Below are 20,419 nucleotides of genomic sequence, written 5' to 3'. Positions count from 1 at the left end.
TCGCTATGACCACGCTGCATGAGCAGCGATTCTTTCAAGCAAAAGGTCTCTTTTAGTTTGTCCTCATGCAAACTCTGCATAGGGAATGCAAAATTCTGCATTGGCCCCTGCCTCCGCCGACGTGATAGCGGGAAGCTGGAAAAATGTATCCAGAGATAGAACGCTGTCGATATGGCTCCCGATAACTGGGAGCCTTTCAGAAAGTGTTGCAAGAGGAGCTCTCAATGATTTCAAGACGCGGTTTTCTGGCGGGCGCAGCCGCCGTTCCTTTCCTGTCCTATGCCAGCATTTTGCCTGCAATAGGAGCCGGGCGTCAGGACATTCTGGTTGTGGCCCAGCAGCTCGACAACATGACCAGTCTTGATCCGCATGAGAGCTTTGAAGCTGTCGGCAGCGAAATCTGCAACAACATGTATCAGCGTCTGGTACATCCAAGTCTTTCCAATCCGGATCAGGTGGAAGGCGGCGTTGCTGTTTCCTGGGCAGCCGACGCTGACGGAAAAGTCTTCACCTTCAAGATCGATCCGAATGCAAAATTTGCAAGCGGCGCACAGATCACAGCTGAGGATGTTGCCTTCTCGCTGCAACGCGCGATCAAGATGAACAAGGGCCCGGCTTTCATCATCGGCCAGTTCGGTTTCACGCCTGAAAATGCGGAGAAGAACATCGTTGCAACTGATCCGTCGACATTGACTCTGACGGTTGAGCAGTCAACGTCGCTGCCTTTCCTGCTGTACTGCCTGTCGGCCAGTGTCGCCAGCATTGTGGAAAAGAACACTGTTCTGGAAAATGCCTCCGGTGACGATCTCGGTAACGGCTGGCTTCAGAAGAACAGCGCCGGTTCGGGTGAATGGGTTCTCGTTTCCTGGAAGCCGAGCGAAAGCATTATGCTGAACGTTAATCCGCATGGCGCATACAAGGGCAATGTGAAGCGCATCCTTTTGCGTCACGTTGCGGACCCGTCTTCGCAGCTTCTCATGCTCCAGAAGGGGGACGTCGATATTGCACGTAACCTCACTACCGAGCAGCTTCGCGTTCTGGATGGCGATGAAAGCTATAATCTGGTGCGCAAGGGTGTCGGCGGTTTGATGCTGATGTCGCTCAACCAGAGCGTGGAAGTTCTTGCCAAGCCGAAAGTCTGGGAAGCAATCAAGTGGGCCGTGGACTATGATGGCATCCAGAAGAATATCGTGCCGCTGAATTACAAGGTTCACCAAAGCCTCGTTCCTGAAGGTTTTCCAGCAGCACTGAATGAGAATCCGTTCAAGAAGGATATTGCCAAGGCGAAGGCTCTGCTTGCCGAAGCTGGTGTTCCCGATGGCTTTTCGATCAAGATGGATCACTATTCGGCACAGCCGAGCCCCGATATCGCACAGGCGATTCAGGCAAGCCTTGCCGAAATCGGCATCAAGGTAGAGCTGCTGGCTGCTGAAAATCGTCAGGTTCTGACGAAGATGCGCGCTCGTGAACACCAGATGGCATTGACTGTATGGGGGTCGGACTATTTCGATCCGAACACCAATGTCGATGTCTTCTGCAACAATCCGGATAATTCTGATGATGCGAAGACGAAGCCTTTTGCATGGCGCTCGCACTTCCAGAATGAGGATTTCTCCAAGAAGTCCCTTGCTGCGCGTGATGAACAGGACCCGGCAAAGCGCGTGAAGATGTATGAAGATCTGCAGCGCGAATTCATGAACAACAGCCCGTTCATCATCATGATGCAGAAGTTCGAGACGGCCTCCTGCCGCAAGGATGTTACCGGAATGCGTCTTGGCGTTCTGTCCGATTCTCATTCCTATGCAGGGATCGCCAAGGCGTGAAGAAAAGCCTCAAGAATCTGACCGGTATCCTGAGCAGCGTGTTGATCACGCTGTTCGGGCTTATGGTTATTACTTTCATGATCGGTCGCGTCATGCCGGTCGATCCTGTTATCGCTGCCGTGGGCGACAACGCACCCGAGGCTGTTATTCAGCGTGTCCGTGCGGAGATGGGCCTTGATCAGCCGCTCGTGGTCCAGTTTGTGCACTATGTTGGACAGGTGCTGCACGGTGATTTCGGCAACTCTATTCTGACCCGAAATCCGGTGACGCAGGATATCGCTCGCTATTTTCCCGCGACATTGGAACTGGCAACGGCGGCACTTCTTGTTGCGGCGCTTGTCGGCATTCCACTGGGTGTTTGGGCTGCTGTTCGACAGGGTTCCATCGTCGATCAAACGATCCGCGTGATCTGTCTTGCTGGGCACTCAGTTCCGGTTTTTATGCTGGCCCTGATTTCACTTCTGGTCTTCTATGCGACGCTCGATATCGCGCCGGGACCTGGACGGCAGGACATCATCTATGAGGGCATGATCCCCCACGTTACCGGTCTGCTCACGATCGACAGTCTCATTGAGGGGGACTGGGATGCGTTCTGGGACGCGGTCTACCATATGGTGCAGCCGGTCCTGATTCTCGCATATTTCAGTATGGCGTATATCACGCGTATGACCCGCGCCTTCATGCTTGATGCGCTCAAGGGTGAGTTCGTGATTACGGCACGTGCGAAAGGTCTGTCTCTCACCTCTGTCATTTGGAAACATGCTTTCCCGACCGTTGCCGTGCAGCTGGTGACAGTTCTAGCGCTCACCTATGCAGGTCTGCTGGAGGGGGCTGTCGTGACCGAGACTGTCTTCAGTTGGCCCGGCCTTGGCCAGTATCTGACCGTGTCGCTGATGAATGCCGATATGAATCCGGTTGTGGGTGCTACGCTGCTCATCGGCATTATCTATGTCGGGCTTAATCTGCTCGCCGATATCCTCTATAAAGTTCTGGATCCGCGTGTCCGATGATTTTTGCCAATTTTCATAACTGGGCGCTGGATGAATCGCCCGCTTCCCGCTCTCAGGCCAATTGGGGCAGGCGCTATCGCATCTGGGTAAACCTGCGTGCTAATCCGCTCGCGATGATTGGTCTTTTTATCATTGTCGCTTTCGTCGTTCTGTCACTGGCCGCGCCGTTGCTGGCGCCGTACGATCCGAGTGTTCAGGATCTCGGTAATCGCCTTTCTGCTCCAACTGCAGCGCATTGGTTCGGAACTGATGAACTTGGTCGCGATATTCTTTCGCGCATTCTTTACGGCGGCCGCGTTACCCTCGGAATGGTTATCGCCGTCGTCATTCTCGTCGCACCCATTGGACTCTTCATCGGTTGTATCGCTGGTTATTTCGGCGGCATTGTGGATACGGCGTTGATGCGTGTCACGGATGTCTTTCTGGCGTTTCCGCGATTGATCCTTGCGCTTGCCTTCGTGGCTGCACTGAAGCCTGGTGTCGAAAGCGCTGTGCTTGCAATCGCTTTAACCGCATGGCCACCCTATGCGCGTCTGGCGCGTGCGGAAACAATGACATTGCGCAAGAGCGATTTCGTTGCAGCCGCCAAGCTGACTGGCGCTTCGCCTTTCCGTATCATTCTGCGCCACATCATGCCGCTTTGCGTACCGAGCGTCATTGTACGCATTACGCTAGACATGAGCTCGATCATCATAACCGCAGCAAGCCTTGGCTTCCTCGGAATGGGCGCGCAGCCGCCATCGCCCGAATGGGGTGCGATGATCGCTACCGCCAAGCGCTTTATCTTCGAACAATGGTGGGTTGCCACCATCCCCGGCATCGCGATTTTCCTCGTATCGCTCGCCTTCAATTTCCTCGGCGACGGTCTGCGCGACGTGCTCGATCCGAAGCAGAATTGAGAGAACAGATGCTGGTTGATATTAAAAATCTGCAGATCAGCTTTGAAACGCGCACCAGCCGTTTCGATGCTGTGCGCGGGATCTCCCTTCAGCTCGGTCGTGAAAAACTGGGCATCGTGGGCGAAAGTGGTTCGGGTAAGTCTTTGACCGCGCGGGCCCTCATGAAACTGCTGCCGCCAATCGCCGAAGTGAAGGCCGACAAGCTTTCATTCGATGGCATCGACATTTTGTCAGCCACCGAACGTGGCATGCGTCAGATACGCGGCAAGCGAGCGGGCTTTATTCTTCAGGACCCCAAATATTCTCTTAATCCGGTAAAGACCATTGGCGTGCAGGTGGCTGAAGCGTGGCGCACCCACAAAGGCGGTAGTAAACGTCAAGCGATGGATGCTGCGGTTGATCTTCTCGATCAAGTTATGATCCGCAATCCGCGTGAAGTGGCAAAGCTTTACCCGCATGAAGTTTCGGGCGGCATGGGCCAGCGTGTCATGATTGCCATGATGCTTGCACCCGATCCGGAACTGCTCATTGCCGACGAACCGACATCTGCGCTCGATGCCACCGTTCAGGCGGAAATTCTTCGCCTGATCGACGATCTGGTTTCCAAGCGCGGAATGGGACTTCTCCTTATCAGCCACGATCTTCCACTCGTGTCGCATTTCTGCGACCGCGTCATGGTCATGTATATGGGCCGGGTCATGGAGGAATTGAAAGCTTCCGAGCTTGTGCGCGCAGAGCACCCCTATACGAAGGGACTTCTCAATTGCATTCCGTCACTCATGCATCCCCGTGATCGATTGCCGGTTCTCAATCGTGAAGAAAGCTGGCTGAACTCATGATAGTTATTGATCAACTGCGCATCAGCTTCAACGAGCGTGAAGTCGTCAAGGGTGTATCCTTCAATGTCGAGAAGGGCGGGAGCTTTGGCATTGTTGGCGAAAGCGGCTCCGGCAAATCCACCATCCTGCGTGCAATGGCTGGTCTCAACGAGCGATGGAGTGGCCGCATCGCGTTTGATGGCAAGGATGTTCCCCCGAAGCGCACACCTGCCTTCTTCCGTCAGGTGCAGATGGTGTTTCAGGATCCCTTTGGATCACTGCATCCTCGCCAGACCATCGACCGTATCCTGAGCGAGCTTCTACTGGTTCATGGTATCGGCGATATCGACAAGCGTATTGAGAAGGTTCTTGACGAAGTCGCGTTGCCGAAAGCTGCGCGGTTCCGTTTTCCGCATCAGCTTTCTGGTGGCCAGCGCCAGCGCGTGGCTATTGCTCGCGCCTTGATTGCCGAACCGGAAGTTCTGCTGCTGGACGAACCGACCTCGGCGCTCGACGTCTCGGTACAAGCTGAAATTCTCAATCTTCTCGCGGACTTGCGCGCGGAAAAGAATCTCACTTATGTGCTGGTGAGCCACAATCTCGCTGTGATAGCGCATCTCTGCCCGCAGGTGGGGGTGATGCAACACGGCGAGATGGTGGAACAGCTTAGCGCCGAAGATTTGCGCGCCGGGCGAACAACACATCCGCATACCACAGAATTGCGCGCGCTAAGCGTCAATCTGGAAGAACCTGCCTGACGGAGTTTTCATGTCAACGCATGCTGACTGGAACGCGGCCTCGCTTGCCGCGAAAGTCTTTTCGAGAACGTGGGCCAAGGATGAGCCGGGCGGCGTTATCATCGGCTTCGGCCCAGACGGTGTTAAGTTTGCCTATGCCAGCGGGCTTGAAAGCCTTTCCACAGGTGTACCGTTTACGGCGAATACTGTTGTTCGCTATGCATCAGTCACGAAACATGCGTTCTGTGCGATGGTTCTCAAGCATAGCGATATCATCAGCCTCGAGGATCGGCTGGGAGACCATCTGCCGGAACTGCAAAGTCCGCTAGCCGATGTCACCGTCGGTCGCGCGCTCGACATGACTGGCGGTCTGCCCGACACGCGGGAATGCCTCACCCTTCTGGGGCTGTCGGTTTACACAGAGACGGAAGCTAGTCAGCTTCTGGATTATCTAGCCTCTCTGAACAGTCTCAATTTCGATGCGGGTTCGGAGATTTCCTATTCCAATACAGGCTACCGTCTGGTGGAAGCCGCGCTGGAGCGGAAGGGGTTTCGCTTCAATGATTTCGTGAAGTCGGATATTGTTGCACCTCTCGATATTTTCATGGAAGCGCCGGACGTGTGGAATGATCCGGTCGCAGGTCTGGTCCCCGGTTACTGGAAGTCCGGCGAGAAATGGCAGCTCAGCTCTGCTGGTCTGCATATTTCGGCTTCTGGCAGCTTGACTGGGAGCGGCATGGCGCTGACCAAATGGGCGCAGGCGCTCGTCAATGGCGAGGGGCCTTTCAAAGGCTTGCTCGATAAGCTGTCAGCCGATCGCCATCTTGCTGACGGACGGGTGACCGGTTACGGGCTTGGATTGCGGTGGAACGAAATGGCTGGCAAGCGCTTTGTTGGACATGGTGGCTCGCATCCTGGCTACAAGAGCTACTTTTTGCTCGATCCAGCCGCGAAAACCGGCATGATTGTTGTTTCAAATCGTGAAGACGCCAACACTTATAAGATGGCGCGCGATTGCATGGCCGCACTCAACGGTTTGTCACTGCCGGAGACCAACTGCACGATCCCAGACGGGCTTTATGTGACGGAGAACGGGCCGTTCTGGCTGGAAATGCGCAATGGCATAGCTAACTGGCTCGATTCCGAAGACACGCTTTACGATATTGGCGATGGCTGGTTCTCATCCCTGTCGCCATCTTCACCAGTTCAGCTCCGCTGGACGGGTACGGATTTGGAAGGCGAGATAGGCTATGTGTCTCGCCGGTTGAAGCCGGTCACAGTAAAACCTATCTGCCGGGAATTCGACGGCCACTGGCAGGCGTCGCCCTATGGCGCCAGTTTCGATATCAAGGATGGCCACCTCATCATGGGCATAGGTCCTGTGCGCCGTGCCATGCCGCTGGAAGATTTCGGCCAGGGGCGCGCGCTTTTCACGTTGCATGACGGTCCGTGGACCAAGCGCGTCTGTTTGCATAAACTTGATGATAATCGTGTTGAACTGGTTTTAAACCGCAGCAGAATGATTGAATACGTCCGTTAAATTTGGACATCCGAACGTTATAAATGCGGCGGAAGGGTGACCTTACCGCCGCGCCTTGCATTGTGATAGCTTTCGACAATTGATTCCGAATGTGAGGTGGCGTGATGCTGGAACGGATGATCGATCAGGGTGTAGGTCGGGAGCCCGCCGACATCGTCTTGAAGAACGGACGTTTCTTCGATCTCGTAACAGGAGAGCTTGTCGAAAGCGATGTAGCGATCTGTGGCGACCGAATTGTTGGCACATTCGGCAATTATCAGGGCAAGCGTGAAATCGACATTTCCGGGCGGATTGCCGTGCCTGGATTTATCGATACGCACCTTCACATAGAATCCTCGCACGTAACGCCACATGAGTTTGACCGGTGTGTATTGCCGCAGGGCGTCACTACGGTGATCTGCGATCCGCACGAAATTGCAAATGTGCTGGGTGCAGAAGGCATAAAGTTTTTCCTCGATAGTGCGTTGGAAACCATCATGGATATTCGCGTGCAACTTTCGAGTTGCGTGCCAGCGACCCATATGGAAACGTCTGGCGCTGAACTCCTGATTGATGATCTGTTGCCTTTTGCTGACCATCCCCAGGTGATTGGACTTGCAGAATTCATGAATTTTCCAGGTGTTCTGGCGAAAGACCCTGAATGCATGGCGAAGCTCAAGGCGTTTCAAGGGCGGCACATCGATGGCCACGCACCGCTTCTGCGCGGGTCAGATCTGAACGGTTACATTTCCGCAGGTATCCGCACCGAACACGAGGCGACCAGTGCGGAAGAAGCGCTCGAAAAGATGCGCAAGGGCATGCATGTGCTGGTGCGTGAAGGGTCAGTTTCCAAGGATCTGAAAGCGCTCATGCCAATCATTACCGAGCGTCATGCGCAGTTTTTGGCACTGTGCACGGATGACCGTAATCCGCTGGATATCGCCGATCAGGGTCATCTCGATTACCTCATCCGCACGGCAATCGCGGGTGGCGTTGAGCCGATTGCCATTTACAGGGCCGCAAGCATTTCTGCGGCACGTGCTTTCGGCCTTTTCGACCGTGGTCTGGTTGCGCCGGGCCAGCGCGCCGACCTCGTTGTAGTGGATAGTCTCGAAGGCTGTCACGCAGAAATCGTGCTGTCTGCAGGTAGGGTAGTTTCAGACGATTTATTTGCCACTCGTCAGCCTGTTGCTCCTGTCGGGCGCAATAGTGTCAAGGCACCCAAAGTCAGCGCATCCAGTTTCCGTTCTCATTCAAACAGCGGGAAAACCCGTGCAATCGGGATCATTCCCGGCAAGATTATTACCGAGAGCCTCGAATTCGACCTCAAGGTCGGACCGAACGGCGTCGAGCCTGATTTCGAAAAAGATGTCGTCAAGATCGCCGTTGTCGAACGTCACGGCAAAAATGGAAATATTGCGACCGGCTTTGTGCATGGATTCGGCTTGAAATCGGGTGCAATCGCCTCAACCGTCAGTCATGACAGCCATAATATCTGTGTGGTGGGCACATCCGACGAAGATATTGCGGCGGCTGCAAACCGTTTGGGTGAAATTGAAGGTGGTTTTGTCGTCGTGCGTGATGGCAAGGTGTTGGCTGAAATGCCTTTGCCCATTGCCGGATTGATGAGCGCCGAGCCATACGAAACCGTTCGCGACCAGCTTCGTGTGCTGCGTCACGCAGCCGAAGAACTGGGCTCGGTTCTGGAAGAGCCATTCTTGCAACTGGCCTTCATCGCCCTGCCAGTGATCCCGCATCTCAAGATTACCGACAGAGGTCTCGTGGATGTCGATAAGTTCGAGTTTGTTGGCAACTGATTAGTGCAGGCCGCCGACACCCAGCAGTTCTTCGACAGTTTGTTGGTTTTCGCCGAGTTCTGCCGATGTACCTGACCACGCGATGCGCCCACGTTCCAGTATGATGACATGATCGGCAAAGTCGAGCGCGCTCTGGATACGTTGCTCGACGAGCAGGATCGTCATGTCGCCCTTTTGCGCCAAGGTTGAAAATGCGGTCATCAGTTCTTCGCAGATGACGGGAGCAAGCCCTTCCAGCGGCTCATCCAACAGAAGCACCGTCGGTCGCCCGAGAATGCTCCGCGCGGTGGAAAGCATCTGTTGTTCGCCGCCGGAAAGTTGTGAGCCAAGATTACTGCGTCGTTCCTTCAGACGCGGAAACATCGCATAGGCTTCTTCTAGCGCATCCTTTGGCCGGTTCTTGAGGCCAACGAAGAGGTTTTCTTCGACGGTGAGGGTTGGAAAAACATCCCGAGTTTGCGGTACATAGCCAAGACCGGCAATTGCGCGCGCTGCCGATGGAAGCGTGGCTATATTCTTCCCACTCAGCAGAATTTCACCGCCATAACGACGGGTTTGACCTGCGATGGTAGCAAAGAGGCTGGTCTTGCCGACGCCGTTGCGGCCCAGAATGGCAAGCCGCGATCCCGGTTCCGCCTTGAATGAGACGTCCTCGATGACGCGTGTCGGGCCGTAACCGGAAGAGAGGTTGCGAACTTCAATTGAGGCGGCACTCATTGTGCATAGCTCCCGAGATAGGCTTCGCGGACGCGAGCGTCCTGCACGACATCTTCTGGCAATCCGTCAAAAATTACAGTTCCGGCGGCGAGCACGACCACGCGCTTTGCAAAGCGAAAAACGAGGTCCATGTCGTGCTCAATCATTAGAACTGCGAGATCTGCCGGCAGACGATCGAGCGCTTCTTCAATGCGACCCGTATCGCTTTGCGGAACACCAGCGGCGGGTTCATCAAGCAGTAGCACTTTGGGACGAAGCGCCAAAGCAAGGGCAATTTCCAGAAGCCGCTGTTGGCCATATGCGATATCGCTCACCCTTAATTGCCTTAGATGCAGAAGCCCGAGCGCTTCAAGAATATCGCGAACCTCATCCATGACTTCCGGCATGTTGCTATAGTTGCCGAGAATGCGTCCCGTCTTGCCTTCGCGTTGCAGGACAGCGAGAGCCACGTGTTCTTCAGGCGTCATGTCAAAAAAGAGACGGGTAACCTGAAATGAGCGCACCAGCCCGCGTCTGACACGTTGCATGGCGTTAAGTTTGGAGACATTCTCGCCGCCCAATGCCACTGTGCCGGAGGTCGCCGCGAGGTTGCCTGTAACAAGATTGACGAAAGTGGTTTTGCCCGCGCCGTTTGGACCAATGAGGGCGACACGGTCGCCTTTCGCCATGCTAAGCGATACATCGTTCGTGACCGCCAGACCGCCGAAATTCTTGCGCAGTTTCGTTACTTCAAACACTGTGCTCATTTGTGATGCGCCTTCTTTTCGAAGTAATAGGCCACGGTTCCATAGAGGCCGCGCGGCGCAAACAGCACGACGGCGATCAGCAGGGCGCCAACCATCGTAAGCCAGTGGAAGGGGTTTGCAGCAGAGACGAGGTCTTCGAACCACATGAATACAACTGTGCCAATCAGCCCGCCGAACAGCGATCCGGTGCCCCCCAGAACCAACATGACAAGGGCTTCCGCTGACATGGTGAAGCTGAGGCTATCGAGGCCAACGACCTGAGTGGAAATTGCGTTGAGCGCGCCGCCAATGCCGGCGACAGCACCCGAAATGACATACATACGAAGCTGCGTGGACTGAACGGAAGCGCCCATCGCATGAATGCGAGTCGGGTCTTCTTTCACTCCCCGACAAAGCATGCCGAAGGGTGAGCGTACAACATAACGCAGGAAAATGAAGGAAACGAGCAGCAGGACGACAGCGTAGATATAGACTGTATGTCCGTAGAGATCGAACTCGAACATGCCGAAAATGGGATCGGGCGAAATGCCGCTTAGCCCATCGCTCCCGCCAGTCCAATTTGATGCTTTATTGGCGGCTTCGTGGAACAGATGAACAACGGCGATCGACAGAACGAGTTGTGCCAGTCCATGAGCGCGCAGGATGATCGTACCGGAAATAAGCCCGGTGATGGCGCCTGCAACAAGACCGATAAGTGTCATTAGTATCGGGTCGGTAATACCGAAATGGGCAGCAGCGATGCCAGCACCATAGGCACCAGCTCCAAACAACGCAGCGTGACCAAGCGTTGCTATACCGCAATAGCCTGTCACGAGGTCGAGAGACAAGACAAGTAGGGCAATGGCAATAATGCGGGTCAACAATGCCAGATTGTCGGGGAACAGAAACCAGCCAACCACGCTGGCCGCAGTAATGGCCACGACGCCAATGAGACCTGCATAGGAATGACGAGGTTGGGAAAGATTTTGCGTCATATCGGTCATTTCCGGGCCAGCCTTCCTGCAAGACCGCGCGGGAACAAGGTCACAATGACGATCACCGCCAGATAAAAGAAGAACTCGCCATATTCCGGTGCCAGATAACGACCGGTTGTATCGATTGCACCGAGCAGAAGACAGGCAATCAACGCTCCCGGTATGGAGCCTGCACCGCCAACGGAGACGACAACCAGAAATGTCACCATGTAGCGGAGTGCATAATAGGGTTCGACGGGCAAAAGTTCGGCACCAACAACGCCGCCGAAAGCTGCGAGCCCGATGGCAAGCGCAAAGCTGATCGCGTAAACAATTTCAGTCCGCACGCCGAGGGCTGCCGCCATGTTGGCATTGTCGACGGCAGCTCGCAGTTTCACGCCGAAGGCTGTTCGTTCGATGATGTACCAAAGGCCGAGAGCCACGGCGAATCCGCATCCGATTGCAAAGACGCGATGTTTCGCAATGGAGCGAAAACCAAGGTCAACCGATCCACGCAACATTTCAGGCAAAGGAATGGTCTTCAGTGTCGGTCCGAATATATAATTGGTGAGACCGATGATGCAGAAAGTGATGCCGATGGTCATCAGCACCTGTGTCAGTTCAGGCGCCCCATAAATGCGCCGATAGAGCAGTCTCTCCACCGGAACGGCGATTATCATCGTGCCGACAACGGCGATGATGATCGCAAAGCCGTAATTGAGGCCAAGCTGCTGGGCAGCATAGGATGCGAAGTAGCCGCCGATCATTGCAAATGCGCCGTGAGCGAGATTGACGACGCGCATCAAGCCCATGGTGACTGAAAGGCCGATGGAAATGACGAAAAGCACCATGCCATAGGCGAGGGCATCGACAGCAATGCTGAGCACAGTCTGCATTGAGTGGTCCTGTTGGGCGTACCCCCAAAAGCGGAAAAGGGCTTTCGGGGTACGTGTTAAAATACGCAGTTATGAGCCACGAGCATGCATGCTTTAAGGCTGTTCAGCCATCAAGACGTTGACTATTGAATGCCAGAGCTACTGAGCTTTTAGGCCGGGGTCGCCCTGCTTCTCGAAGGTCTGGATTTCTTTGTTATAGTACGTGCCGTCATCAGCTTTGGCGACTTCACGCAGATAGATGTTCTGCGTCATATGACGGCTTTCAGGGTCGATGGATACAGGGCCGCGGGGGCTAATCCATTCCATGCCTTTCACGGCCTCGACTGCTTTTTCAGCATCTTTTTCACCGCCAGTCGCTTCGATCATCTTGTAGATGACATGCATGCCGTCATAAGCGCCGACTGAAGGGAAAGACAACTCCACAGGATTGCCGATAGCCTTTCGGGCTTCCTCGACAAACTTCTTATTCTCCGGCGAGTCGTGCGAGACTGCGTAGTGGAAAGTCGTAAGAACACCGAGAGCATTCTCTCCCAGTGCCGGAAGATCAGATTCCTGTGTTAGATCGCCAGGAGCGAAAAGCTGGATGCCGGAACCCTTCAACCCGTTGTCGACATAGGACTTCATAAAGCCAAGCGTCGTTGGGCCGGATGGCAGAAAAGCAAAAACGCCTTGCGCGCCGGAATCCTTGATGCGCTGCATGATCGGACTGAAATCGTTCGTAGCGAGCGGCATGCGAATAGCTTCAACCACTTCGCCGCCAGCCTCCGTGAACGCTGCCTTGAAGGCGTTTTCCGCATCCACGCCCGGCCCATAATCGCTCACAACCGAGATGACTTTCTTTACACCCTTATCGAGTGCGACCTTCGCAATCGGGGTTGATGTTTGCCATGTGGTGAACGATGTACGCACCACATAAGGGCTCTTCGTTACGATGGATGAGGTGGCGGCATTCATGACCACCATTGGCACATTGCCCTGTTTGAGAATGGGCGTAACCGCCATGGCGTCAGGGGTGAAGTAAAAGCCGGCGAGATATTGCACGCCTTCCTTGACCACGAGTTCCTGCGCAAGCGCCTTGGACTGCGCTGGATCAGCCTGCGGCACATCACGATAAACGATCTCGACAGTGTCATCGCCGATCTTGTTGCCGTGCTCGGTCATATAAGCGTCGATGCCAGCCTTGAAGTTCTTCCCCTGAAGAGCAAACGGGCCTGAAAATGGACCGATGACACCGACCTTCACCACATCGGCATAAGCTGCTGATGTTGCAAGTGAAAAGACCGCAAGCGCGGTTAATGTGATTTTCTTCATGTTCTCCTCCCTATCGCCCACCATTCCCGAGCGTGACCGTCTTGTCGCAACAGAGAATGTCCTGATTTCAGCATGCCTATCTAATTGGTCATGTAAAATGAAAAATTCCTTATAAACGATATCCAAATGGTTATGTGTTCGAGGATTGCTCGCTTCCGATCCGAACGACCTTATCGATCAGGGTTGATGCAATTTTGAGAGCACTGCCTGTCGACGCAACGATTTGTGGCAGGATCATCCATTCGATCATCCAGGCCGAGCCGGAGCGCTCCTGCTCGTGCACCATTGCCTGATGAAGACCACCCATTTGGGCTGCATTGAAACGGGCAAGGCTGATCAGTATCTCTGCCGACACCGGATTTTGCTTGTGGGGCATGGCGGATGAACCGCCGCCGCCTGTCAAGGACAGTTCTGTACCCAGTTCAGCCATGAGCGCAATATCTTGTCCAAATTTACCAAGAGTACCCGTAATCAGCGAAAGCAGATTGCCGAACTCGACAATGAAAGCCCGCTGGCTATGCCATTGTGGGCTATGGTGCAATCCAAGTTTATCAGCCAGCAAAGCACGTAGAGCTGGTGCCCGATCGCCGAATTTTTCAAGCGTTCCAGCGGCTCCTCCGAACTGCACAGGAAAGGCGATGGTATTCAGTTTGGTCTCATAAGCACCAAGCGGAATTTTCCAGCTTGAGATGCGGTCGGATACGTTGATAGGGATAGCGGGCTGCATACGCGTATAGCCGGTCAAGATATTCTTTCCGAACGCCGTTTCAAGCAAATCGAAACGTATCGTGAGCTGCTGAATTCGCCTATGGAGAATTGTACCGACGCGCTTCAACCGCAAAATCAAGCTCGTATCGATGACATCCTGGCTCGTCGCGCCGAAATGTACGTATTCTCCGTGATTGTTGCCCACGGCTTTACGCAGTTCCTTCACCAAAGAAGGAACGATCACCCCATCACGCGCTGTCGCTTTTGCTAAGTCGGACAGATTGGGCTCAAATGTTTCTACGGCTTGCGCGATTGCGCGTCCGGCTTCTACTGGTATGAGATCCAAGGCAGCTTGAGCGTCTGCTAGAGTCGCTTCGAAGCGAAGCATCTGCATAATGTCAGCTGCCGCCGTAAAAAGGCTTAGTATCTCTTCGTCGTCGCCGAAAAGCTGCGCCAGAAATGGATGTTCGAAGACCGAGATGCTCATGCGTTAAATATCGAAAAAGACGGTTTCTTTATCGCCCTGCAAGTGAATATCGAAATGATAGACGCTATCCTCACGCTGACCGATCAGGGTTTGCACGCGACTGCGATGTTCGATGCGTGCAAGAACAGGGTCCTCTGCATTGGCATCGGTTTCATCGGAAAAATACATCCGCGTTTGCAAGCCGAGATTAATGCCGCGGGCTACAATCCACAAGGTGACGTGTGGCGCCATGAGGCGGCCATCTTTGAAAGAGACGCGGCCAGGCTTGATCGTCTCGAAAGTAAATTCGCCTGTATCCATATGGCTCGGGCAACGGCCCCAACCACGAAAACCAGCGTCGGCCTTCCCTGTAGTTTCGGAAGGGCTGTTATAAAGGCCTTTCGCATCCGCTTGCCATATTTCGACAAGCGCATCGCGGAGTGGCGCGCCCATGCCATCAATCACATGGCCCTTGATAGTGATGCGCTCGCCAGCGGTCTTCTCACCATAGAGAGGACCGGAGCCGAGATCTTGCTCAAATACACCGTTGATGCCGACAAAGTTGGGGGTCAGTCCGATATGGACGTAAGGCCCAGCTGTCTGGGAGGCGGTTTCTTTCAGATAGCCGAGAGGTTGAACCATATTAGTTGCCCTCCGGGCGATTTTCAAAGAAGGTCGAACGGCGTCCACGCAACACGATGTCGAATTTGTAAGCGAGCATATCCATCGGCAGATTAGCGTTCATGTCCAGAGGTGCTACCAGCCGTTCGATAGCGGATTTATCCGGAATGGTTTTGACGATCGGGCAAATCCAGATCAGCGGATCACCTTCGAAATACATCTGTGTGATGAGGCGCTGCGCAAAACCACGGCCGAACACCGAGAAATGAATGTGAGCAGGACGCCAGTCGTTCACGCCATTCGGCCAGGGATATGGGCCGGGCTTGATGGTCTTGAACCAGTAATAGCCGTTCTCGTCGGTAATCGTGCGACCGACGCCACCGAAGTTGGGGTCGATGGCTGCGAGATAGGTTTCTTTCTTATGGCGATAGCGCCCACCCGCATTGGCCTGCCAGAACTCCAGCAAGGCGCCAGGAACAGGACGGTTACTTTCGTCCAGAACACGGCCGTGAACAAGGATGCGTGGACCTATCGGCATTTCGCCAGGGCGCGCATAGTTGAGGATAAGGTCGTTATCCAGTTCATGCAGCATACTGTGCCCGAATACCGGGCCGGTAATTTCACTTTTGGTGCCTTCTAGCGAAAGCAGAGCACGGGTAGGTGAGCGGAGTACAGAGGTTTTGTACCACGGGGTATAAGCCGGTGGATGCATGGACAGATCGCGAGCAAAGAATGGAGTCGTCTCCGGCAGACTGTTCTTCATTTTTCAGCTTCCTCCGCTTCCATCTGCGCATAGGTCTGCTTGGCGATCTTGAATGCGTGGTTCGATGCTGGAACCCCCGCATAGATTGCGACATGCATCAATGCTTCGCAGATGTCCTCCTTTGTGGCGCCTGTATTTTTTGTGGCACGTATATGCATGGCGACTTCGTCGTCTTGCCCTAATGCCGCAAGGAGCGCTATCGTCACAATGGAACGTTCCCTTTTGGTCCAGCCAGGCCGCGACCAGACCGTTCCCCATGCGGCTTCCGTTATAAGCTCCTGAAATGGGGCATCAAGGTCGGTTGCACTGTTCGAAGCGCGATCCACATGCGTATCGCCCAAAACCGAACGGCGCACATCCATGCCGATCTTGTAACGTTCTGACAGCACGGCATTATCAGCCATGGTTGTTCTCCATGCTAGAATCTGTTTGAAATAAAGTTACGCAACAGCGAGACATAAGCATCGGGCTGTTCAACGCAGGGAATATGGCCGCTGGCAGCGATATCTGCGAAGTCGGCTTCAGGAATAAGGCTTGCCAGTTCACGCACCAGAGTAGGCGGCGTGGAGCCGTCCTGATCGCCGACCAGACAGAGTGTCGGCACTGAAATACTCTTGGCTACTTCGGTTAAATCCACATCACGCAGCGCAGCGCAGGTGGCCGCATAGCCGTCGAGCGGTTGTCGAATGAACATATTGCAATAGGCCCGATAAGCGGGATTATCAGAGCGCCGATAGACCGGCGTGAACCAGCGCGGCATCGTTGCATCAAGGATGCTTGCCAGACCGTCCTGCTGAATAGCTGCTATACGAGCATCCCACATCTCTGCAGTGCCGATTTTATGCGCGGTATTTGACAGGACGAGCCCTGTCACCAGATCTGGTCGCGCTGCATAAACACCCTGTGCAATCAGTCCGCCGACAGAAAGGCCGCAAATGATTGTCCGCTTTATCGATAACCTGTCGAGTAGCCCAACGAGATCGGCAGCGAGCAGTTCAATAGTGCAGGGAGTGTTTCCGATATCTGAAAGGCCGTGACCGCGCTTGTCATAAACGAGTGTCGATATGTCGTTGTGCAGGCGTGTGCGAACTTCATCCCAGATGCGGAAATCAGTTCCGAGTGAATTTATGAAAACCAGAACGGGCTTTTCGTCTGCTACCCGTTGAAAATCATAATGAACAACGATGTCGTTTATGTACGCAAACTGCACGGCTTTCTCCTCTTATGCAGTACTGTCACGCTTTAAACTGGTTAAGTAAAATGATATTATTGCCAAAAATCATAACTGCAGGGTTATAGTTAAGTGATTGGGAACAGGGTCAAGTTTCGTCATCTTCATACGTTTGTTGAGGTTGCGCGACAGAAAAGTGTGGTCAAGGCCTCCGAAATCCTGAGCATCAGCCAGCCTGCCGTTACAAAGACAATGCGTGAGCTGGAGGAGATTCTTGGCGTTCCTGTGATAGAACGTGATGGTCGCGGCATAAGGATAACGCGGTTCGGCGAAGTATTCTTGCGCCATGCGGGGACGGCGCTGACGGCCTTGCGGCAAGGACTGGATTCCGTCTCCCAAGAATTGGATGGATCAGGACCACCCATCCGTATCGGTGCATTGCCGACGGTGTCGACCCGCATCATGCCGAAAGCAATGAGCTTGTTTCTTGCTGAGAGAACATCCAGTCGGGTTAAAATCGTGACGGGTGAAAATGCGGTTCTTTTGGAGCAGCTGCGGGTGGGCGATCTAGATCTGGTCGTTGGGCGCCTCGCTGCGCCTGAAAAGATGACAGGGTTTTCATTCGAACACCTTTATTCTGAGCAGGTTCGGTTTCTTGTGCGGTCCGGGCATCCCCTGACTGATGGACGTGCCGTTTTTGAAAACCTGGCCAACTATCCGGTTTTGATGCCGACACGCAATTCGATCATTCGCCCGTTTGTGGATCGATTGCTGATTACAAACGGCATCGGTGCCTTGCCTGTTCAGATTGAGACGGTGTCTGATGCTTTCGGACGTACATTCGTCCGTGACAGTGATGCTGTATGGATTATTTCGGAGGGTGTTGCGGCAAGAGACGTGTCTGAAGGCAAGCTTGTTGCGCTCCCAATTGATACAAGCGAGACAACTGGGCCGGTAGGGCTAACCATGCGTACAGACATGGTGCAGACAGCGGCGATGCAAATTCTAATCCAGACATTGCGTGAGGCTGCCGGTTTTAAGTCGTAGAAATCAACACGGTCAGCTACCTCAAAAAGTAGCTGACCGCGCTAGAAGCGAGAAGTTCTGGCCGGAACTTCTCGCCGGGGGTGACGATAATCAGAATTCTATATCAATGCCAAAATAAAACATCAGTTTTTTATGTTACTCTTAAGCAATAATAGATGGATTTTGATAGTATTAGCTTTATCTGAATTGTAGTGTTCATCCTTAAAACGGTAGTCCTACATAGTTTTCAGCAAGTGCCGTCGAAGCAGCTTCCGACGTGCAAAAATAATCGAGCTCTGCTTCTTGTACTTTCTGATCGAATAGAACCATATCTGGAAACCGGTGCAGCATCTTGGTCATGGACCATGAAAAGCGCTCGGCTTTCCAGATACGCGCGAGCGCCTTGGCAGAATAAACGCCGATGCCCGCTTCCGAACTATCCAAATAAAACTCTCTCAGTCCTTCATAGAGATAGTGCACATCGCTGGCAGCAAGGTTTAATCCTTTTGCTCCAGTGGGAGGAACAATATGGGCGGCATCACCGACAAGGAATAGCCGTCCGAAGCGCATCGGTTCAGCCACGAAAGAGCGCAGAGGCGCGATGGATTTCTCGAAAGAGGGGCCGGTTGCCAGAGCCTCGGCATGATGCTCCGGAAGACGTCGGCGCAATTCATCATAAAAGCGCTGGTCACTCCAGTCGTCGATTTTTTCGTCAAGCGAACATTGAATATAGTAGCGGCTGCGTGTCAACGAGCGCATGGAACATAGTGCAAAGCCGCGTTCGTGGTTCGCATAAATCAGTTCATGAGCGACTGGTGGAATATCTGCCAGTATCCCCAGCCAGCCAAATGGGTAAATCTTTTCGAAGGTTTCGATTGCCTTGTCCGGTACGGATTTGCGACTTATGCCGTGATATCCGTCGCACCCGGCGATGAAATCGCAATCTATTCGATGGGGTCTGCCCTCTTTCTCATAAGTGACATATGGCGATATCGTATCGAAATCATGAGGCGTTACGTTGGCGGCTTCGTAAATGCTAGTCGTATTCGACTTTCGCCGTTCATCCATGAGATCATGCGTCATTTCGGTCTGGCCATAAACCGTAACGCGCTTACCGGTCAATTTATGCAAGTCGACGCGGTGGTCCCGTCCGCCAAAGGCGAGCGAGAATCCGTCGTGAGGTAGTCCTTCGACGTGAAGGCGCGCTGATGCTCCGGCTTCATCCATTAGATGCACAGTGCCATCTTCTAGTACGCCCGCACGAACACGACCCAGAATGTAATCCTCGCTGACGCGATCCAGTACGACATTGTCTATTCCGGCTTTTGTCAGAAGTTGGCCGAGGAGCAGGCCGGACGGGCCAGATCCAATGATTGCGACCTGAGTGCGCATATGTTCCTCCCAATGCAAGTCCGCCTTTATTCTTTAGCGAACCTTCAATCTGGCAATGGATAATTCCGGCAATTTATTGTACAAATCGAACATTATTGGAGGGCGCGTGTCGGATAATTCTGTTCCAACATACGAGCTTTATGGAGAAGAAACCGAGCAGAAGCCAGATTTCTGGCTGCATTGCGAAACGCTTTTCTCTCGATCAAGCTTGCACAACTTCGAGATCACCCTGCATCGTCACGAAAGTTTTTTTCAACTCTTGTACATTGAAGGCGGTGAGGGACACGCAAATTTCGATGGCATCGTCCGCTCCTTCCAGACGCCATGCGCTATTCTGGTGCCGCCCGGTTTCAATCATGGGTTTGCATTTTCCAGAGATATAGTTGGGCATATCGTGACGATTTTGATCCCTCATATACCGTTTGCCGGAAGCGGCGCCGGGGGTATGATGGCGGAGTGGCTGATGCAGCCGCAACTGATATCGATGGCAGGCTTGAGCGATGGAGAGTTGATCTTACTTTCCTCTCTTCTGCGGCAAGTTCAAGATGAGTTTCACGCGAGAAAACCATATAAAAACAGTTTGCTGGAATCTCTTGTTCAAGCCGTATTCGTTTACATTATGCGACATGCATATTCTTCAAATCTCTCAAAGCAGGAAGATCGCCAGATATATGGGCATGCTCGCATCGAGCGTTTGCAGGAATTGATCGACCGCTATTATCGAGAACACAAACCTGTTTCGTTCTATGCGAAATCACTGGGTGTTTCATCGACGCATCTTAACCGGACTGTCAAAAAGCTGACAGGAACAACGACGCAAGACATGGTTGCAAAGAGGCTCATTGAGACGGCTAGGCGTGATTTGATTGCCATGCCGTCGTCGGTGCAGCATATTGCCTATAGCCTTGGTTTTTCAGATCCCGCATATTTTTCACGCTTCTTCCTGAAGATGACAGGCGAAACACCGCGTACATTCCGCTTGAGGGAACGTGAGCGTTTGGCCGCTCTGGATTCCTCATCATAGAA

Annotated in this window: 19 protein-coding genes and 1 pseudogene; 9 read left to right on the top strand and 11 right to left on the bottom strand. The window is 53.5% G+C overall.

Annotated elements, in window-relative coordinates; all coding sequences use genetic code 11:
• Positions 1 to 224: 224 nt before the first annotated feature.
• The 7 genes and pseudogenes from MKS82_RS20465 to ade all read left to right on the top strand — a co-directional run bounded on the left by MKS82_RS20465 (position 225) and on the right by ade (position 8,623).
• Positions 225 to 1,823 (top strand): ABC transporter substrate-binding protein, encoded by a 1,599-nt coding sequence (locus tag MKS82_RS20465; protein ID WP_240579204.1) that lies wholly within the window; start codon positions 225 to 227, stop codon positions 1,821 to 1,823.
• Positions 1,820 to 2,833, top strand: a complete 1,014-nt coding sequence (locus tag MKS82_RS20460) for an ABC transporter permease (protein WP_176037788.1) — start codon at positions 1,820 to 1,822, stop codon at positions 2,831 to 2,833. Before MKS82_RS20465 ends, MKS82_RS20460 begins: the two co-directional genes overlap by 4 nt.
• A complete protein-coding gene (nikC, locus tag MKS82_RS20455; protein ID WP_109986523.1) occupies positions 2,830 to 3,732 on the top strand; it encodes a nickel transporter permease in 903 nt (300 codons plus the stop codon). The genes MKS82_RS20460 and nikC overlap by 4 nt, the downstream gene beginning before the upstream one ends.
• Positions 3,733 to 3,740: 8 nt before the next feature.
• Positions 3,741 to 4,571: an ABC transporter ATP-binding protein gene (locus MKS82_RS20450; protein WP_176037789.1), complete on the top strand. Its 831-nt coding sequence runs from the start codon at positions 3,741 to 3,743 to the stop codon at positions 4,569 to 4,571.
• Positions 4,568 to 5,308: an ABC transporter ATP-binding protein gene (locus MKS82_RS20445; protein ID WP_109986525.1), complete on the top strand. Its 741-nt coding sequence runs from the start codon at positions 4,568 to 4,570 to the stop codon at positions 5,306 to 5,308. Before MKS82_RS20450 ends, MKS82_RS20445 begins: the two co-directional genes overlap by 4 nt.
• 10 nt (positions 5,309 to 5,318) lie before the next feature.
• Complete coding sequence (locus MKS82_RS20440) at positions 5,319 to 6,827, top strand: serine hydrolase domain-containing protein (protein WP_109986526.1); 1,509 nt, start codon at positions 5,319 to 5,321, stop codon at positions 6,825 to 6,827.
• 55 nt (positions 6,828 to 6,882) lie between these two features.
• Positions 6,883 to 8,623: pseudogene (gene ade / locus MKS82_RS20435) on the top strand (adenine deaminase).
• Here ade and MKS82_RS20430 read toward each other — a convergent pair.
• The 10 genes from MKS82_RS20430 to pcaD all read right to left on the bottom strand — a co-directional run bounded on the left by MKS82_RS20430 (position 8,624) and on the right by pcaD (position 17,014).
• Entirely contained in the window at positions 8,624 to 9,340 is a 717-nt protein-coding gene (locus MKS82_RS20430) for an ABC transporter ATP-binding protein (RefSeq protein WP_109986528.1), read from the bottom strand.
• Complete coding sequence (locus tag MKS82_RS20425; protein WP_109986529.1) at positions 9,337 to 10,086, bottom strand: ABC transporter ATP-binding protein; 750 nt, start codon at positions 10,084 to 10,086, stop codon at positions 9,337 to 9,339. Before MKS82_RS20425 ends, MKS82_RS20430 begins: the two co-directional genes overlap by 4 nt.
• A complete protein-coding gene (locus MKS82_RS20420) occupies positions 10,083 to 11,069 on the bottom strand; it encodes a branched-chain amino acid ABC transporter permease (RefSeq protein ID WP_109986530.1) in 987 nt (328 codons plus the stop codon). The genes MKS82_RS20425 and MKS82_RS20420 overlap by 4 nt, the downstream gene beginning before the upstream one ends.
• The gene (locus MKS82_RS20415; RefSeq protein WP_109986531.1) at positions 11,066 to 11,935 is read right to left on the bottom strand and encodes a branched-chain amino acid ABC transporter permease; all 870 of its coding nucleotides are present in this window, start codon (positions 11,933 to 11,935) and stop codon (positions 11,066 to 11,068) included. Before MKS82_RS20415 ends, MKS82_RS20420 begins: the two co-directional genes overlap by 4 nt.
• A 138-nt stretch (positions 11,936 to 12,073) precedes the next feature.
• Positions 12,074 to 13,246 (bottom strand): ABC transporter substrate-binding protein, encoded by a 1,173-nt coding sequence (locus tag MKS82_RS20410; protein ID WP_109986532.1) that lies wholly within the window; start codon positions 13,244 to 13,246, stop codon positions 12,074 to 12,076.
• Positions 13,247 to 13,376: 130 nt separating this feature from the next.
• Positions 13,377 to 14,441 carry a 3-carboxy-cis,cis-muconate cycloisomerase gene (locus MKS82_RS20405; protein ID WP_109986533.1) on the bottom strand — a complete coding sequence of 355 codons (1,065 nt, stop codon included), beginning with the start codon at positions 14,439 to 14,441 and terminating at the stop codon, positions 13,377 to 13,379.
• Between the two features lie 3 nt (positions 14,442 to 14,444).
• The gene (pcaG, locus tag MKS82_RS20400; RefSeq protein WP_109986534.1) at positions 14,445 to 15,062 is read right to left on the bottom strand and encodes a protocatechuate 3,4-dioxygenase subunit alpha; all 618 of its coding nucleotides are present in this window, start codon (positions 15,060 to 15,062) and stop codon (positions 14,445 to 14,447) included.
• 1 nt (position 15,063) lies between these two features.
• Positions 15,064 to 15,804: a protocatechuate 3,4-dioxygenase subunit beta gene (gene pcaH / locus MKS82_RS20395; RefSeq protein WP_109986535.1), complete on the bottom strand. Its 741-nt coding sequence runs from the start codon at positions 15,802 to 15,804 to the stop codon at positions 15,064 to 15,066.
• Positions 15,801 to 16,208, bottom strand: coding sequence for a 4-carboxymuconolactone decarboxylase (gene pcaC, locus MKS82_RS20390; RefSeq protein WP_109986536.1), 408 nt, complete (start codon positions 16,206 to 16,208; stop codon positions 15,801 to 15,803). Before pcaC ends, pcaH begins: the two co-directional genes overlap by 4 nt.
• 14 nt (positions 16,209 to 16,222) lie before the next feature.
• Positions 16,223 to 17,014, bottom strand: a complete 792-nt coding sequence (pcaD, locus tag MKS82_RS20385) for a 3-oxoadipate enol-lactonase (RefSeq protein ID WP_109986537.1) — start codon at positions 17,012 to 17,014, stop codon at positions 16,223 to 16,225.
• Between the two features lie 93 nt (positions 17,015 to 17,107).
• Between pcaD and pcaQ the strand changes: the two genes are divergently transcribed.
• Positions 17,108 to 18,022 carry a pca operon transcription factor PcaQ gene (pcaQ, locus tag MKS82_RS20380; protein ID WP_109986538.1) on the top strand — a complete coding sequence of 305 codons (915 nt, stop codon included), beginning with the start codon at positions 17,108 to 17,110 and terminating at the stop codon, positions 18,020 to 18,022.
• A 201-nt stretch (positions 18,023 to 18,223) separates the two neighbouring features.
• Here pcaQ and pobA read toward each other — a convergent pair whose 3' ends face one another.
• Positions 18,224 to 19,393: a 4-hydroxybenzoate 3-monooxygenase gene (gene pobA, locus MKS82_RS20375; RefSeq protein ID WP_109986539.1), complete on the bottom strand. Its 1,170-nt coding sequence runs from the start codon at positions 19,391 to 19,393 to the stop codon at positions 18,224 to 18,226.
• Positions 19,394 to 19,499: 106 nt separating this feature from the next.
• Between pobA and MKS82_RS20370 the strand changes: the two genes are divergently transcribed.
• The gene (locus MKS82_RS20370) at positions 19,500 to 20,417 is read left to right on the top strand and encodes a helix-turn-helix domain-containing protein (RefSeq protein WP_240579203.1); all 918 of its coding nucleotides are present in this window, start codon (positions 19,500 to 19,502) and stop codon (positions 20,415 to 20,417) included.
• Positions 20,418 to 20,419 lie beyond the last annotated feature (2 nt).

It is taken from the genome of Ochrobactrum sp. A-1 (genome assembly GCF_022488005.1).
Lineage (GTDB): Bacteria > Pseudomonadota > Alphaproteobacteria > Rhizobiales > Rhizobiaceae > Brucella.
Note: the sequence above shows the minus strand (reverse complement) of the source record. Positions and strands in the feature narration are given on the sequence as shown.

Coding starts and splice junctions, on each gene's coding strand:
- MKS82_RS20415 (WP_109986531.1), bottom strand. CDS start 11,935: ATGCAGACTGTGCTCAGCATTGCTGTCGATGCCCTCGCCTATGGCATG.
- MKS82_RS20405 (WP_109986533.1), bottom strand. CDS start 14,441: ATGAGCATCTCGGTCTTCGAACATCCATTTCTGGCGCAGCTTTTCGGC.
- MKS82_RS20430 (WP_109986528.1), bottom strand. CDS start 9,340: ATGAGTGCCGCCTCAATTGAAGTTCGCAACCTCTCTTCCGGTTACGGC.
- MKS82_RS20465 (WP_240579204.1), top strand. CDS start 225: ATGATTTCAAGACGCGGTTTTCTGGCGGGCGCAGCCGCCGTTCCTTTC.
- pcaH (WP_109986535.1), bottom strand. CDS start 15,804: ATGAAGAACAGTCTGCCGGAGACGACTCCATTCTTTGCTCGCGATCTG.
- pcaC (WP_109986536.1), bottom strand. CDS start 16,208: ATGGCTGATAATGCCGTGCTGTCAGAACGTTACAAGATCGGCATGGAT.
- nikC (WP_109986523.1), top strand. CDS start 2,830: ATGATTTTTGCCAATTTTCATAACTGGGCGCTGGATGAATCGCCCGCT.
- MKS82_RS20440 (WP_109986526.1), top strand. CDS start 5,319: ATGTCAACGCATGCTGACTGGAACGCGGCCTCGCTTGCCGCGAAAGTC.
- MKS82_RS20450 (WP_176037789.1), top strand. CDS start 3,741: ATGCTGGTTGATATTAAAAATCTGCAGATCAGCTTTGAAACGCGCACC.
- pobA (WP_109986539.1), bottom strand. CDS start 19,393: ATGCGCACTCAGGTCGCAATCATTGGATCTGGCCCGTCCGGCCTGCTC.
- MKS82_RS20445 (WP_109986525.1), top strand. CDS start 4,568: ATGATAGTTATTGATCAACTGCGCATCAGCTTCAACGAGCGTGAAGTC.
- MKS82_RS20410 (WP_109986532.1), bottom strand. CDS start 13,246: ATGAAGAAAATCACATTAACCGCGCTTGCGGTCTTTTCACTTGCAACA.
- pcaG (WP_109986534.1), bottom strand. CDS start 15,062: ATGGTTCAACCTCTCGGCTATCTGAAAGAAACCGCCTCCCAGACAGCT.
- MKS82_RS20425 (WP_109986529.1), bottom strand. CDS start 10,086: ATGAGCACAGTGTTTGAAGTAACGAAACTGCGCAAGAATTTCGGCGGT.
- MKS82_RS20420 (WP_109986530.1), bottom strand. CDS start 11,069: ATGACCGATATGACGCAAAATCTTTCCCAACCTCGTCATTCCTATGCA.